Here is a 14,993-nt window from a genome sequence, read left to right as displayed (position 1 = left end):
ACGGGGTGGTGATTAGGGGTTATCGGCAGTGATGGGTGAGGCTTGAAGGTTTCGGCACATGTCCTGTCTCGTCTACAGCTTTGAGAAACAGGAATGGATAGATTTTCAGAAGGGTAATGTCCCTTTGATTGCACTCAGTTTGCTGATATCCGCGCCGTTGGATACCAGATACTCCAATGCGTCTTCCAGAGTCTGGAATGTGTGTGTTTCTTCCTCGGCGTAATCTTCAAACACGTCGAACTTTGCCTCTTCGATCTTCAGGAAGTAAGTCTCATAGGTTCCCGTCTCTTTTTTTAGTGCGTACTGATACAGGTATTTAACCGACGCGACCTCACGCACTTCGTCGTAGCCGCGCCTTTTGCCCGCATCAAGCGCTTTGGTGAGATTTTCCATGCTGCCCTCTAATTCGTGATGTCGAGCCATGAGCTGCTCGTAGCCTTCTGGATATTTGGGCACACCATGACAACGCGCTTTTTCTCGATTGTTTCGCTCCAGTCCTGATAACGCGCTTGCCAGACGGTCATGCCGTCGGGTTCGGTGAGTTGATCGGGCAGGCCGTTGAGGGCGTTGTGGTAGTTGCGGATTTTCTGGGTTGCGCCTCGGCCACCCACCCACGCCAGGGTTTCATGGCTGCTTTCATCCTGGCGATTTTCTGTTTCTTGATCCGCTATTTGCAGTCGTCTTCATGGATCAGAGCTTTTTAACGCTCCATACTCGCAATGCTGCGGTAAAGGACAAATCTCTAAAGTGATCAGCCAGTTGCAGTGCCGACTCCCATGAATAGGCTTTTCTTGAAGTATAAGTTTGGGAACCTTCCTGATTCGCTATTTCGATAAAGTACATCCCTTTATTGTAATCCTGCTGCCTGCCGATGCGGTCTTCATACCTTGCAGGACGCATTGATATAACGCAGTCATCCATTAGGTAGCACCGTTTTTCATACTCGGACTCATCTTGGTTCCACGGGTTTTTCTTGGCGAGCACTTCGTCTACGACGTCGTCGTGAATGACGGTATACCAATGCGACGGTACGCCTACATCTCGAGCGTTCTGATCATCGGAATCAGAAAGGAGCAAAATTTTATTCATCTTCAATAGTCCAGGTGCAAGTTGTCGAAAATTCCTTTTCCGTTGTTCCACGCATTGACGTGCGGTCCAGCGCCGAATTCAGGATGCCCTAATTCGTCGTCCCTCCAGCCAGACGTCTTATCCTGCGTCCTCATCCCAATTCTTCCTTTGGAAGTTTGCCAACTCCGTGGGCCTCCCCGGAAATCTGGCTTTCTTGTTGTAACTGGGTCAGAGCCCAAATTCCCAGCTATCTCAGAAGCCGCCTGCCGCGCAGCGCGTCGGTTTGGCATCTTGTATCTATTCTCACCGGCGGCCACACCGCCATGCCGCTTGATGATTGATTCCGCGTGGGCTTGAGCTTTCGCGTCGCGGAAACACGGCTTCCATCCCAGCGGGTCAATCCACCCAACCGGATTCGGCGCGTACTGATACAGATTCAGCCCACCGGCCAACCCTATCGGATCCGGCGTGGTAAACCGCCCCACATCCGGGTCGTAGAACCTGAAGGTGTTGTAGTGCAGTCCGGTCTCGCGATCAAGGTATTGGCCCTGGAAGCGCAGGTTCTGGTTTTCCACGAAGTGCGCTTCGCGGGTTTCTTCGACGGTGTTGCCCCAGACCTGATAACGCGCCTGCCAGACAATCTGGCCGTCGGCTTCGGTGAGTTGTTCGGGCAGGCCGTTGAGGGCGTTGTGGTAGTAGCGGATGTGCTGGTGCGCGCCTCGTCCGTCCACGCGCGCCAGCGGTTCATGGCTGCTGTCGGCGTAGAGATAGAGAGTCGGCAGACCGTTCTGTTCTTCCTGCAGCAGGCGCAGGCCGTCCCAGGTGAATCGGGTTTCGCTGATCGGGTATCCGTTCGGATGCAGTTCGCGCTTGGCGATGCGTCGACCCAGCGGGTCATAGCTCATGCGTACGACATGGCCGTTGGGGTTGCGCACTTCGATCAGGCGGCTTTCGGCGTCGTAGGCGAAGCGTTGGGTGCCGCGGCGGATGCTGGTTTTCTCGACCAGGCGGCCGAAGCCGTCGTAGCGGTAGCGCTTGTCCTTAAAGGCCCGGAGCCTGTTGTGGGGCACGCGGCTGGCGTCCGATTGACTGCCGTCCACGAGGTTGGCGGCGGCGTCATAGGCGAAGGTTTCCAGTTGCCCGACGCGGTTGTCCTGAGCCGACATGATCCGGCCACTGGAGTCGTAGCCGAGCAGCGTCCGCAGTGTGCCCTGGCGGCTGCTGTCCACCCTGGCGGTCAGGTTGTCGACCGGGTCGTATTCGAATGTCCGGATGTTTTCGGCGGGTAGCGGCCTGGGCTGGCTGTTGAGCCTGCGCGTGCGCATGTTCAGGCGGCCGATGCGGTCGTACTCGCTGCGCGTGTTCATCTGCCCTTGGGTGCGCAGAACCTCCCGATGCAGCCGGTCACGTTCGAAGTCGCTGATCACCTGGCCGTCGAGGTTGATCTGGTGCAGATGGCCGCTGCCGTACAGCAGGCGATTGATCCAGCGGCCGTCGGGCGTTTGGGTCTGGATCAGGTTGCCGATTTCGTCGTAGCGGTGCTGGACGGTGCCGGAAGCGGTCGTTTCGCTGAGCAACTGGCCCAGCGCGTCGTAGCTGAAAGCGACACTGTTTTTTTCGCCGTCCGCATCGGTAAAGCTCACGTCGATCAGGTTGTCGAGCAGGTCGTATTCGTAGGCAGTGCGGCCATCATCGGTGACCTTGGCGACGAGCCTGCCTGCCGCGTCGCGTTCCAGTGAATGGGCGATCGACGCGCGCGAGCCTTCGCTGCCATCGGGCGCTGCCAACTGGTCGACATGCGCAGGGTTACCCAGCGCGTCATAGCGGTAGCGGCGCTGGCTGCCATCCAGATCCTGCTGCGCCGAGAGCCGATCTTCGGCATCCCAGGCAAACCGATAGCTTTCACCGTTCTCGTTGGTCAGTGCATCCAGCCGGCCGTAGGCGTCGTAGCGAAACTGCACTGGGCGGTTGTGCGGGTCGATCCGCTGGCGAACCTGGCCGCGCCGGTTGTAGTGATAGCGCGAGATTTCACCCGCGCCATTGATGTAGCCCGTCAGCAGTCCGCTCGGGTCGCGTTGATAACGCTCTGTGCGGCCATCGGGCCACTGGCGCTGTACCAGCCGGCCTTGGGCGTCGTATTGGTAGGACGTCGTTTCGGCGAGGGTGTCGACAACGCTTTCCAGCAGCCCGCGCCGGTTGTAGTTGAATTCGGTGCGATAGCCGGAGCAGTCGAGGTGATCGGTCAACTGCCCTGATTCGTTCCAGCGCAAACGGTTGGTTTTGCCCGAGGCGTCGATGATTTCGATGACTCGCCCGCGCTCGTCGAAGTGATAGCGGGTGATGTGTCCCAGCGGATCGGTTTCGTGGGTGCAATTGCCGCGAGCGTCGTAGCGGTACTGCCAGTGGTTGCCGACAGCATCGGTCTGTACTTTCGGCAGCGACCAGTGCTCCAGCCACAGGGTCGAGTCGATGCGCCCCAACGGGTCTTCGGTCGAGCTCAGATTGCCGGCGTCGTCGTAGCAGTACTGCCACTTACCGCCCTGGGGATCGACGGCGCTGAGCAACTGGCGTTCGTCGTTCCAGACAAAGCGCCAGGTCCGATCCAGAGCGTCGGTGTATTCGGTGATCTGATGCTGGCTGTTCCAGCGCCGGGTGCTGCGCCGGTTGAGCCCGTCTACGATCTGCGTGATGCCCGCGTCCAGATCGTAGCTGAAATGGTATTCGTCGCCCTCGTCGGTCCAGTGATGCACGACGCGCCATTCGCGTTCGTCGATCAGCGCCCACTCATAGAAGCAGCGCAGGCCGGTCGGCAGTTGATGCTCGGCCATTCGCTGGTGCTCGTCATAGGTGAAGCGGCGCTGAACGTTGCCTGCGGCGTCGCGTACCTCGGCCAGATTTCCCGAGGCGTCAAAGGCATAGCTGGCCAGTGTTTCGCGAACTCCATCGCTGAATGAGCGCTCGATTCGCTCCACACGGCCGGGCCAGCGCGCTGAATACCCGAGATTCACGCAGAGCACGTCATAAGTATCGCGCAGTTGCACCAGACGCCCTTGAGCGTCGTAGTCCAGATAAATGCGGTTGTCGTTGCGGTCGCCCAGTTGCGTCAGGTGCAGAAAACCCGGTTCATTCGATGTGGGCTCGAACAGCCGGTAAAGCCCGTCTTCGCTCTCGATCAACAGCTGACCATTGCCATGGCGACGTACGGCAAGACCCTCGCCCGGGCTGAATACTGCGCCGCCCAGAGGAACAGCGCCCATATCGATGCGGCGCGCCTGTTCATCGATATAGATGAGGCGTTCGCCACCGTCAGGGTGCGCCTCGATCTGCACGCAGACCTCATACGGCACACTCCAGCCGGCGCCGAACAGGCTGGAGCGTCGTTCGTCCCGGCTGTTGTAGAAGCGTTGCCACTCGATGGGCAGCATTGCCGGCAGCACGAAATCCAGGTCTTCGACGTCGCCTAATACCTTGGCGCCTGTTGCGGCATGCACCGGGTTGGGCGAGCCGGCGATGGCCTGGGTGAGCGCGCCCATCGCAGAGCTGACCACGAATGAGTTCACGCCGCTGAGCAGCATGCATGGCAGGTTGCTCAGAAACTTGCCTTTGCTGCCCTTGAGCATCATCAGGGCAGTGATCGCGAGCCCTACGCCCGGAGTCTTTCCGCTGCGAATTTCCCGAACCACCACTTTGCCGCCGCCAATGCGCACGTTCGGCGAAATCAGCCCGGAGGACACGACGGTGGCATCACAGGTGCTGCGGTCGCCACTGCGAATCGCGGGTTGCCCGTTGATCGTGACCTTGTCCGAGCCTTCGGCCAGCAACTGCGGCGGCATCGGCGGATGGCGGGTGCAGAGCACAAGATCCAGAGGTTTGGGCACGACTCCCGGCCCCGGCATGGCGACAGTTGGCCGCCACATCTGCGAGAAAAAGCCCTTGGCCATGTCCAGATAGCTGGCTTCTGGCGCGGGTTGATCATCGGGCTCCGGCGCCGCTTCTGGCGAGCCTGACGGCGCCAGCATCGACGGGACGCTGCCTGCGGCGCGCGCGGCGGGCAGGCCGTTGATGAAGGTGTCGGTCGAACCGGTGCTGATGGTGGCCTGTACCGTGGGAGGGAACAGGCCGTTGCCAATGTCCTCGCAAATCCGGCTCAGGCCCTTGTCGGCGCCGGTCTTGCTCATCACTACGCCGACCACCAGCCCGACCACGGCGCCAAGCACGCAGGCGCCGATGCCGCCGGTCGCGACGGTGATGCCCGTTGCAGCCACAACAGCGGCGGTCGCCAGAGCGCCGATGGCCACGTTGGCCGCGACCTCCAGCACACCGCCAAGGATGTCGGCCATCATTGAGGTATGCGCCAGCGCATCGCCGACCCGGGCGGCCCAAAGTGCGTCAGACATTCAGAGGCTCTTGCCGGAAATCATGGGGTGGCATCGAAATTCAGCGACTGCTTGAGCCGCGCCCAGTGCGCGGCCTCGGCATCGCCCAGCGGTTGCGGCTTGACGTAGCTGAGCGCCAGGACCTTGCGAGTGCCGGCCGGCACCAGCGCCAGCTGAAACTGGTAAACCATGTCGCTGCCCTTGCGAAACTGGCTGCGCAGTTCCAGCGCGTCGAGTTCCTGATCGGCGCCCACCCGGATCGCTTGCGGCGGCTGGTAGCGCAGATCCTGCACCTGCTGCTCCAGACGCTTGAGCTGCGCGTCGAAGTTGCTGTGCAAGGTTTCGTCATCGGCCAGAAAGCTGCGGCTGACGATCAACGTGGTGCCCAGCGCGGGAAATGTCAGGATGTTGATCGATGTGTCCTGCAGGCTGTCGTCGGGCAGGGCGAACTGAAATTCGTTGATGCGGTAAGTCATGTCGAACGTTTCTCTGCAAATAGGGGGCGTTACTGAGCCGCCTTGGGCTCAGGGAACATGGCGTTGACGGACGCATCGATGCTGCCCTTGTCGCCCTGGCCATCCGGCGTGGCGCCGGGGGCGCCGCCAATGTTCAGGTGCAGCTTGCCGCCGGTGTTGATCTCGGCGCTGCCCTCGGTGTTGAAGTTGAACTGCACGCCGGTGAGATTGATCTGGCCGCTGGCATTGAGCTCCAGGACGCTTTTGCCGCAGACCAGACGCAGGTTGCTGCCCACCTCGATCAGATAGCTGCTGCTGATGCTGTCGGTCTTGCTCGCGCCGACCAGGAGCACGTCGTTGCGCTTCACCGCGCGCAGGCGATCCTGACCCACTGTCACCGTCTCATCATTACCAACGCTCTTGCTCCGGTCATGCCCCACCGAGTGGCTTTCATCCACCTCCACCACGATGTCCTGATTGCGCTCGGCATGGATGTACAGTTGCTCGGCACCTTTCTTGTCTTCCATGCGGATTTCGTTGAAGTTGGCCGGCGTGCCGCCTTTGCTCGAACGGCTTTTCATGCCGCTTTGCGTGGCGTTGGCGGGCAGGTCGTAGGGCACGGCCTGTTCGGCGTTGTAGACGCGGCCGGTGATGATCGGGCGGTCGGGGTCGCCTTCGAGGAAGCTGACGATGACTTCCTGGCCGATGCGCGGAATCTGCATCGAGCCCCAGTTCTTGCCGGCCCAGGCCTGCGACACACGAATCCAGCAGGAGCTGTTTTCGTTGGATTGGTCGTGGCGGTCCCAGTGGAAATGCACTTTCACCTGGCCGTACTGGTTGGTGAAGATTTCTTCGTTCTCGGGGCCGACGACCACGGCGGTCTGCGGGCCGCGAACGATGGGGCGGCGCGTTGTCGGTTGTGCGCGAAAGCTCTGTTGAGCGTCGATGCATATCAGCGTGCTTGAGAACTGCAGGCCCGATGAGCTGATGCCGGTTTCCAGGTGTTCCTGAGTGATCTGGTATTGCGTGCGGACGACCAGATACTCGCGGTTCTGATCCTGACGGCTGAATCCGCTCAGGCTGAACAGGTGGCCTGCGCCCAGGCCACGGGCGTTGCTCTTGAGGTCGATGCGCTCGTGCAGGCCCTGAATCGCTTCGATGCGGGTGCGCGCGTAATGTTCGCCATCCTCGCTCTGCACGTAGGTGCCGGGGTAATCGAACAGCGGATAATCGCCCGCAGCATGAGGGCGGGGCATGGCCGAGCGGACGTCGATGCGCGCGCTGGGCCGCTGGAAATCGTAGTCGTTGAGCTCCAGGGAGCCGGGCTGGACCTGCTGCACCACGCGCCAGTCGCTGATGTGATCGCGCTCACGATGCTGGCCGTCCGGCGGGTAGAAGGGCACGGTCTCGTAGCCCGGCGCGGGCTGGTGCGCGCCATAAGCGTCGGCGAGCACCAGGACGTGGCGGTCCTTTTCGTGGCGAAAGAAGTAGTAGATGCCTTCCTGTTCCATCAGCCGACTGACGAAATCAAAGCTGGTTTCGCGGTACTGAACGCAATATTCCCACTCGCGATAGGGGCGGCTCAGGGTGTCTTCGAAATCGGAAAAGCCCAGGTCGCGAAACACCTGCTTGATGATCTGCGGCACGCTCAGGTGCTGGAAGATCCGGCAGTCCGAGGTGCGCGTCAGCAGCCACAGCCAGGGACGCAGTTCGACTTGGTAGCTGGCGAACTGGCCGACGTCCACGCCCTGGCTGCAGGTGGCGACCAGCCCGTGAAAATACCGGCTGCCACCGCCACTCAGTTGCAGGGTTACGCTCATAGGCTTGCCCAGCAGTTGATTCAGGTCGATGGCGTCGTCGCTGGAGGTCAGCTCCAGCGTGTACTGAAACGGTCGCCCCAGCTCATCATGGCCACCCATCTGTTTGAGCAGCAGGATGTCCGGCCCAAGGGGGCTGCTGACCTGGGCCAGGCGGGTGAGTTGCATGAATTGCATGGGCTGATCCGTTGAGTTGTTCGTGTTTCCGACCCGTAGCAGCACGGCTTGCCGGCGGTTGCGTTGTGTCAGGCAATGCATCGCCGACAGACAGAACGTCCCGCCGGCAAGCCGTGCTGCTACGGAGTCGTTGGTGTATCGCTGAATGTGTAATCGAACTGATTACCCCGCTCGCGAATGCTCACATTGGCCATCGGCTTGCCGTCGAGCATGCGGGTCAGGAACTCGCGGCTCATGTCCGGCAGCAGGGTGTTAGTGAGGATAGTGTCGATCATCCGTCCGCCGCTTTCGGTTTCGTTACAGCGTGAGACGATCAGGTCGATCACGCCGTCGTCGTAGTCGAACGCCACCTTGTGCGTGCCTTCCACGCGCTTTTTGATCCGGTTCATTTGCAGGCGGGCGATCGCTTTGAGCATGGTGTCGCTGAGCGGGTAGTAGGGGATGGTGACCAGGCGCCCGAGCAGCGCGGGCGGGAAAATCTCCAGCAGCGGCTGACGCAGGGCCTTGGCGATGTCTTCGGGATCGGGCACGTTCTGCGCGTCCTTGCACAGGTGCGAGATCAGCTCGGTGCCTGCGTTGGTGGTCAGCAGGATCAGCGTGTTCTTGAAGTCGATCACCCGGCCTTCGCCGTCTTCCATCACGCCTTTGTCGAACACCTGGAAAAAGATTTCGTGCACGTCCGGGTGGGCTTTCTCCACTTCATCGAGCAGCACCACGCTGTAGGGCTTGCGCCGCACCGCCTCGGTCAGCACCCCGCCCTCGCCATAGCCGATATAGCCGGGTGGCGCGCCCTTGAGCGTGGAGACGGTATGCGCTTCCTGGAACTCGCTCATGTTGATGGTGATGACGTTCTGCTCGCCGCCGTACATGGCTTCGGCCAGCGCCAGCGCGGTTTCGGTCTTGCCCACGCCCGAGGTGCCCGCCAGCATGAACACGCCGATGGGCTTGCTCGGGTTGTCCAGCCCGGCGCGGGAGGTCTGAATGCGCCTGGCGATCATTTCCAGCGCATGGTCCTGGCCGATGATGCGTTTTTTCAGGTGCTGACCGAGGTTGAGCACGGTTTCCAGCTCATTGCGGGCCATGCGGCCAACCGGAATCCCGGTCCAGTCGGCAACCACTGACGCTACCGCCTGATAGTCCACGGTCGGCAGGATCAGCGGGTTTTCGCCCTGCAGGGCGCTGAGGCGCGATTGCAGTTCGACCAGCCTTTCACGCAAGCCATGGCTCTGTTCGTTGTCTGCGTCCCGATCGACAACGCCCGCGATTTCACGCAGTTCGGCGCGTGTGGCGAGCAGTTCGTCCACCAACGCCTTTTCCTCGCTCCAGCGACTCTCGACCGCTGCCAGGCGCTCACGCTCGGTGCCCAGCAAGGTTTCGCTGTTGGCGCGTCGAGACGCGCTATCGATGCCAATCGCATGCTCGCGCGCAATGATCTGCAACTCGATTTCCAGCGCTTCGATGCGGCGACGGCTGTCGTCCACTTCGGCAGGCACAGCGTGCAGGCTGACCGCGACCCGGGCGCAGGCAGTGTCCAGCAGGCTCACGGATTTATCCGGTAACTGGCGCGCCGGAATGTAGCGATGGGAAAGCTTGACCGAGGCCTCCAGCGCTTCGTCGAGGATCTGCACCTGATGATGCTGCTCCATGGTCGAGGCCACGCCGCGCATCATCAGCAGCGCCTTGTCTTCCGATGGCTCGTCTACCTGCACCACCTGAAAACGGCGAGTCAGGGCCGGGTCTTTCTCGATGTGTTTCTTGTACTCGGCCCAGGTGGTGGCGGCGACGGTACGCAGGGTGCCGCGGGCCAGCGCTGGCTTGAGCAGGTTGGCGGCGTCACCGGTTCCCGCTGCCCCACCGGCACCGACCAGCGTGTGGGCCTCGTCGATGAACAGAATGATCGGCTTGGGCGAGGCCTGAACGTCTTCGATGACCTGACGCAGGCGCTGCTCGAACTCGCCCTTCATGCTGGCGCCGGCCTGTAGCAGGCCGACATCCAGGCTGCGCAGTTCGACATCCTTGAGCGCTGGTGGTACGTCGCCGGCCACGATGCGCAGCGCGAAACCTTCGACCACGGCGGTTTTGCCGACGCCGGCTTCCCCTGTGAGGATCGGGTTGTTCTGCCGGCGGCGCATGAGGATGTCGACCATCTGCCGAATCTCCTCGTCACGCCCGACGATAGGGTCCAGCTTGCCGCTGCGGGCCTGTTCGGTCATGTCGACGGTATAGCGCTTGAGTGCCTCCTGCTTGCCCATCGCGCTGGGGGCGATGGCGCCGCTGGCTTCGCCGGGTGTGGCGCCTGCGTTGAATCCGTCGCTGGCGCCCATGGCGTTTTCCGGTGAGTCACCGATGTACTCGTCGAAGCGATCGGTCAGGGTTTCGACCTTCACCTTGTCGAACTCGGACGACAGCGCCATCAACCCGTTGCGCAGGCTTGGGGTCTTGAGAATGCCGATCAGCAGGTAGCCGGTGCGCACCTGGCTTTCGCCGAACATCAGGCTGCCATACACCCAGCCGCGTTCGACGGCTTCTTCGACATGGGACGACAGGTCGGTGATCGACGTTGATCCGCGCGGCAGGCGATCCAGCGCATCGGTCAGGTCGCGGGCCAGTCGTGCGGGCTCGATGTTGAACTGGTGGATGATGCGGTGCAGGTCTGAATCCTGAAGCTGCAACAACTGGTGGAACCAGTGAGCCAGCTCCACATACGGGTTGCCCCGCAGTTTGCAGAACACGGTGGCGGCCTCGATGGCCTTGTAGCCGACGCTGTTGAGTTTGCCGAACAGTGCCGCGCGGCTGATCTCACCCATGTTCCGTGCTCCTTGCTGATTGATCTGAGTAGCTGTGTTGAGGGGTTTTTGGCGATGGGGGGCGATCTGCGTGATGGCGAGTCAGCAGCAGATCGTCGGCATCTGCCGAAGGGCGGCCCAGCCAAGTGTTGAAACCCAGACGGAACTGGCCGTTGAGTTGCAGTTTCGGGATCTGCGACTGTTGCAGAACCAGGTTCAAATCCCAGTCCAGCTCATGGCCCAGGTACTCGGCGACCCACGCCAGCAGATGCCGGAAGGGCTCGCCGTCGGGCAGCATGCCCATGTACTCGTCGAGTGTGAGCGGGCCCAGGCGGATGCGGAATTTGTGCTGGCGATCCCAGACATGGCTGCCCAGGCAAAAATCGACACCCAGCCGATTGGCGCTGACCGACACGCGCGTACGCTCCGGCAGCTCCAGCCATTGACCGACGAATTCCTCGATCTGCACCGGCAGGCCAAAGTAATCCTCGAGAATGGCTTTCAGTCCGTCCGGGTAGCGGGTTTGCGCAGAAAGGTGTCCGCTGAAATGCAGCTTGGCCGTGCCGGGAATCAGCCCCTGATCGATCAGGCTCGGCATGCCGCGCCCGCTGAACGCCGCCAGCCGCGCGGACCAGTAATCGTCATCGGGCCGGTCGTGGCTGACGGTGGGGCGTGCCTCGGCCCAGGCCCGGTAAAACAGGCTCAGCAGGCGATGATGGAACACATCGAGAAAGCGTTTGCTGGTGTCGTCGGCGTTGTTGCGCTGGCGCTCGCGCACGTACTCGGTGAGGTGCAGCGGCAGCGGTCCGTTCGGGCCTCCGAGGCCAAAGAAGAACTGCTCGAGCCGCGCCGGATCGCCTTCATCAGCGGGCGTCAGCGCGGCCAGTGTCGAGGGCGCGAAAGCGCAGTCGGGCTGCTGGCCCAGGCGCAACGGGTCGTCCGTCAGACGCAGCGAATGGCCGAAGCGCGGCAGATGTGGCGATTCACACTCGATGCGCCGCAGCGCCTGAAAGAAATCGTATTCCCAGGGCGCGGCGTGCATGTCGGTGAGCGTGCTCACAGGGTCGGGCGTCGGCCGGGCTTGGCTTTCCATCGCATGATCTCGCCGCGCTCGCTAGTGCGAATCACGGTCTCGGTGAAACTGTTGATGGAAACGTAGCGCGCCAGGAAACGCTCGAAGACCGCGCCCAGCAGAAACACGCCGGTGCCGCGAAAGGCGTTTTCGTCGAACTCCAGAGTGATTTCCAGCCCGCGCCCGAAGACGATCGGGCCGGGCATTGGCAGGCGACGGGTGCAGGGTTTGCTGCCGGCCTCGCGCAGGCCCTCGATCTGCAATTGCAGCGCGGCGTCGGTGCTGTCGCCGTACAGGCGCAACAGTTCGCGCAGGGCGGCGGCACCCTGGCCTTGTTCGCTCAGGGACAAATAGTTCAGGGATAACTGGCTGATCAAGCGCCAGGCTTTCTGATCGTGGGCATGGCTGGCGCGCGGGCGGCTTGGGCCCGCCACGCAGCGGATCGACGCCACCGGCGCGCTGTCGGCCAGGGTGAAGTCGGTCTTGCCGCCACCCACATTCATGAACAGCGGCAGATCGCGGTTGGTGCACAGGGCGCTGACGCCCAGTTGACGCAGGTCGTGGCGATACGGCGCCTGCTGGCTGTCGACCAGGCTGACGAAGGTCTCACTGCCGACGTAAGTCGAGCGCGTGCCGCTGCGGCGCTGCTCGCTGGACAACACTCGCGGCTCGCGGCGCACGATGTAATAGGCCTTGTCCCGGCCGTAACGCGACGGATCGCGCACCGCGTAGAACGGCAGAAACCCTTGCTCCGGCCCGGTGCCGTGGCCGGTGACGGCGGTCAGCGAATGGATTTCGAAATCCATGGGCCGGGTGCGGTCGGCAATCACATGGTGTTCGTTGACGCGATCGGACAGATGAATCCGGTCGACACGGCGGGGAAACAGGTTGATCGCCGGGGTGCAGAAGGGCACGAACTGCGCGGCCCCGACACCACCTTCCAGGCTCTGGTCGAAGCGGTCGAACAGCACGATCACTTCCAATTCTTGCCCGCTGCAGCGCTGTACGGCGCGTTCCAGGCCGATGAAATCGACGAACAGATAACGCTGCGGCAGGGCAAAATATTCCTGCAGCAGCCGATAGCCCTGAAACGCCTGGGCGACCACCGGCATCGCTGCTTCGCGGTCATCGAACCCGCAGGGTTGCAAGGCATCGACGGGCAGGCGTTCGACCCAATCGCTGCCCGGCTGGCGGGCGAATACCGCACAGGCGTTGCCGAGCAACTGTTCGTAGAGCCGAAACGGCAACTCATCCGCGCCGTTCAGGTACAGCGGCAGATGCTTCAGCTCCAGACTGTTGAACGGTACCTCGGCGCCGGTGCGCAGGGTCAGCCGCAAGCCGGCCTTGGCCTTGGGTTCGCTGGCGGCCAGGCGACCGAGCACTGTGGCCGGGTTGCCGAAATACTCCGCGCCGCTGACCTTGAGCGGCCACAGCGTCACTTCATGGGCGCTGCGGTATTCACAGGAGGTCTGCGAGTCCCGGCCCAGGGTGGCGCGCAACACGCTGTTGCGAGGCAGGGTGAAGCCGTTTCCGAGCGAGCCTTCGTCCGGATCGATCTGCATCTGCACGACGGTCATCGACGGCGTCGGCGCCAGATAGTGCGGGTAGGCGATCTCCAGCAGGTTGTGGGTGAAGGTCGGGTACTCGGCGTCGAGCTTGAGCTGCACGCGAGCGGTCAGATAGGCGAAGCCTTCGAGCAAGCGCTCGACATACGGGTCGGCGCAGTCCATGCCGGACAGCGTCAGGCGCCCGGCGATCTTCGGGTACTCCCGGGCGAACTCCGCCGCACTCTCGCGCACGTGCTGCAGCTCCTGGTTATACAGCTCGAGCAACTTCGGGTTCATGCACGCCTCCGTTGCTCGGCGGGCACCACTTGCACGTGGCCGGATTCCAGATCCATATCGGTGCGCAACAGCAACGGCAACGCCACCGGCTGCGCCCACAGGTCGCCCTCGATCTCGAAGCTCAGGGCGTTGTGGTTCATCTGCTCGGGCAGGGTCTGGGCGCGCACTCGCAGCGTATGGCGCAGGATCCGCGGCTCGAACGTGGCGATGGCCTGATGAATCAGATTCTCCAGCACACGGACATCAATGCTCGACGCGCTGTTGCCGGCCAGTGCAGGCAAACCGTAATTGACCACCGACGTACCCGCCGGAGTGTGCAGCGTGGCGTCGGTGTCCAGCAACGAAGTGGTGTTGAGCAGCCAGGTCAGGTCACGCAAGACTGAAGCCTTGAGCTGGTTGAGCGACAGCACGCGGCGGTCTGCGCTTTCCTGCAGATTGCCGGGCTCGTCGTCGGTCAGACGATCCAGCAGGGAGGGTTGCAGGCGTTCGCGGGGGCTCAAGTTGTTCACCAGCGGAAGCTAGCAACGAACATTTTCTGATCCCATTGGCCGGGACCGCACATGGCAATGCGCTGAACACGCGCTGCCTCCAATCGGCCTTTGTACCATCGCACTGCCTGCAGATCTGTGCGGCAATCCCGGCTCGGTGCAGGTAAATGCTCACCGCGTTCAACCATAAGTATCGGTGTCTCGTTGAACATCTCGATACGTGGCTGATTTTGCCTGGTTATGCTGAACTGACAGGGCCATTGCATATCCAGAATGACATCCGGAGTATCTGAACCCGCCAATTTGCAGCGACCCTGGTCGTTACTCAGGTTCACCACCTTCTCAGCAATCACGGCTTGAGTCGGGCCTTGCACCTCAGCATCCGGTTGCTCTGCACATGCCGCCATGCCGAACAGACTTGCAATCATGAGTGTTATCAGTTGAGTGAAGCGCATCACGACAACTCCCAGAACCAAACAGCTTTGGCCTCGTAGAAGTAGTCGCCGCTTTTGGTCTGGCCTCGGTCCCAAAGATCGATGTGATCACCCGTTGGCTGACCTGGGGCATCGTTGAGCTGCAGATAAAAGTCCTTGTAGAAGATGATCCCGGTTTTCGTCAGCAGCTTTGCTCGGTCAGCAGCGCTGTTGCTGTAGATCTTTGGCGGACCGATTTGTGCTTTTTTCCATAACCAGTTCGCCAGCGACTCGGCACCTCTGGCGTGCCCATGAGAACAGCGTGGTTCGCTGTAGGTGGAAGAGTTCACGGGTAGCGTGCGCTCGCCGCAAAGTGCAATGCTTACCCTTATGGCGCATTGATTTGCCCAAGGGCCGTCGCAGACGGGGGAGCCGGGTGAGTACTGTGGATAACTGTTCCACAGATTGATGAACGAAGGTTTTGGCACGTTCAGGCA

Annotated in this window: 12 protein-coding genes; all 12 read right to left on the bottom strand. The window is 61.7% G+C overall.

Going from position 1 to position 14,993, the window contains the following annotated elements; all coding sequences use genetic code 11:
- Window positions 1-105: 105 nt before the first annotated feature.
- The 12 genes from AC1MEK_RS09665 to AC1MEK_RS09610 all read right to left on the bottom strand — a co-directional run bounded on the left by AC1MEK_RS09665 (window position 106) and on the right by AC1MEK_RS09610 (window position 14,984).
- Entirely contained in the window at window positions 106-393 is a 288-nt protein-coding gene (locus AC1MEK_RS09665) for a hypothetical protein (protein ID WP_480396026.1), read from the bottom strand.
- 8 nt (window positions 394-401) lie between these two features.
- Window positions 402-611, bottom strand: a complete 210-nt coding sequence (locus AC1MEK_RS09660) for an RHS domain-containing protein (protein WP_480396025.1) — start codon at window positions 609-611, stop codon at window positions 402-404.
- Between the two features lie 79 nt (window positions 612-690).
- Entirely contained in the window at window positions 691-1,089 is a 399-nt protein-coding gene (locus AC1MEK_RS09655; RefSeq protein ID WP_480396024.1) for a hypothetical protein, read from the bottom strand.
- 2 nt (window positions 1,090-1,091) lie between these two features.
- On the bottom strand, window positions 1,092-5,465 hold the full coding sequence (locus tag AC1MEK_RS09650; RefSeq protein ID WP_480396023.1) for an RHS repeat-associated core domain-containing protein: 4,374 nt from the start codon (window positions 5,463-5,465) through the stop codon (window positions 1,092-1,094).
- 20 nt (window positions 5,466-5,485) lie between these two features.
- Window positions 5,486-5,920: a DcrB-related protein gene (locus AC1MEK_RS09645; RefSeq protein ID WP_480396022.1), complete on the bottom strand. Its 435-nt coding sequence runs from the start codon at window positions 5,918-5,920 to the stop codon at window positions 5,486-5,488.
- 29 nt (window positions 5,921-5,949) lie between these two features.
- Entirely contained in the window at window positions 5,950-7,893 is a 1,944-nt protein-coding gene (locus AC1MEK_RS09640; RefSeq protein WP_480396021.1) for a type VI secretion system Vgr family protein, read from the bottom strand.
- A 119-nt stretch (window positions 7,894-8,012) separates the two neighbouring features.
- Complete coding sequence (gene tssH, locus AC1MEK_RS09635) at window positions 8,013-10,700, bottom strand: type VI secretion system ATPase TssH (RefSeq protein ID WP_480396020.1); 2,688 nt, start codon at window positions 10,698-10,700, stop codon at window positions 8,013-8,015.
- A complete protein-coding gene (gene tssG / locus AC1MEK_RS09630) occupies window positions 10,693-11,772 on the bottom strand; it encodes a type VI secretion system baseplate subunit TssG (protein WP_480396019.1) in 1,080 nt (359 codons plus the stop codon). The genes tssH and tssG overlap by 8 nt, the downstream gene beginning before the upstream one ends.
- Window positions 11,736-13,595 (bottom strand): type VI secretion system baseplate subunit TssF, encoded by a 1,860-nt coding sequence (gene tssF, locus AC1MEK_RS09625; RefSeq protein WP_480396018.1) that lies wholly within the window; start codon window positions 13,593-13,595, stop codon window positions 11,736-11,738. The genes tssG and tssF overlap by 37 nt, the downstream gene beginning before the upstream one ends.
- Window positions 13,592-14,104, bottom strand: coding sequence for a type VI secretion system baseplate subunit TssE (tssE, locus tag AC1MEK_RS09620; RefSeq protein ID WP_480396017.1), 513 nt, complete (start codon window positions 14,102-14,104; stop codon window positions 13,592-13,594). Before tssE ends, tssF begins: the two co-directional genes overlap by 4 nt.
- On the bottom strand, window positions 14,101-14,538 hold the full coding sequence (locus AC1MEK_RS09615) for a hypothetical protein (protein ID WP_480396016.1): 438 nt from the start codon (window positions 14,536-14,538) through the stop codon (window positions 14,101-14,103). Before AC1MEK_RS09615 ends, tssE begins: the two co-directional genes overlap by 4 nt.
- Entirely contained in the window at window positions 14,538-14,984 is a 447-nt protein-coding gene (locus AC1MEK_RS09610; protein WP_480396015.1) for a type VI secretion system amidase effector protein Tae4, read from the bottom strand. The genes AC1MEK_RS09615 and AC1MEK_RS09610 overlap by 1 nt, the downstream gene beginning before the upstream one ends.
- Window positions 14,985-14,993: the final 9 nt, after the last annotated feature.

The sequence above is a fragment of the Pseudomonas sp. 2 genome (assembly GCF_056627435.1).
This window is presented reverse-complemented; position numbering and strand designations above follow the sequence as displayed.

Bases quoted from the DNA above. Each gene is read 5' to 3' on its own strand.
- AC1MEK_RS09665 (WP_480396026.1), bottom strand. From the start codon at position 393: ATGGAAAATCTCACCAAAGCGCTTGATGCGGGCAAAAGGCGCGGCTAC.
- AC1MEK_RS09655 (WP_480396024.1), bottom strand. From the start codon at position 1,089: ATGAATAAAATTTTGCTCCTTTCTGATTCCGATGATCAGAACGCTCGA.
- AC1MEK_RS09650 (WP_480396023.1), bottom strand. From the start codon at position 5,465: ATGTCTGACGCACTTTGGGCCGCCCGGGTCGGCGATGCGCTGGCGCAT.
- AC1MEK_RS09645 (WP_480396022.1), bottom strand. From the start codon at position 5,920: ATGACTTACCGCATCAACGAATTTCAGTTCGCCCTGCCCGACGACAGC.
- AC1MEK_RS09640 (WP_480396021.1), bottom strand. From the start codon at position 7,893: ATGCAATTCATGCAACTCACCCGCCTGGCCCAGGTCAGCAGCCCCCTT.
- tssH (WP_480396020.1), bottom strand. From the start codon at position 10,700: ATGGGTGAGATCAGCCGCGCGGCACTGTTCGGCAAACTCAACAGCGTC.
- tssG (WP_480396019.1), bottom strand. From the start codon at position 11,772: ATGGAAAGCCAAGCCCGGCCGACGCCCGACCCTGTGAGCACGCTCACC.
- tssF (WP_480396018.1), bottom strand. From the start codon at position 13,595: ATGAACCCGAAGTTGCTCGAGCTGTATAACCAGGAGCTGCAGCACGTG.
- AC1MEK_RS09615 (WP_480396016.1), bottom strand. From the start codon at position 14,538: ATGCGCTTCACTCAACTGATAACACTCATGATTGCAAGTCTGTTCGGC.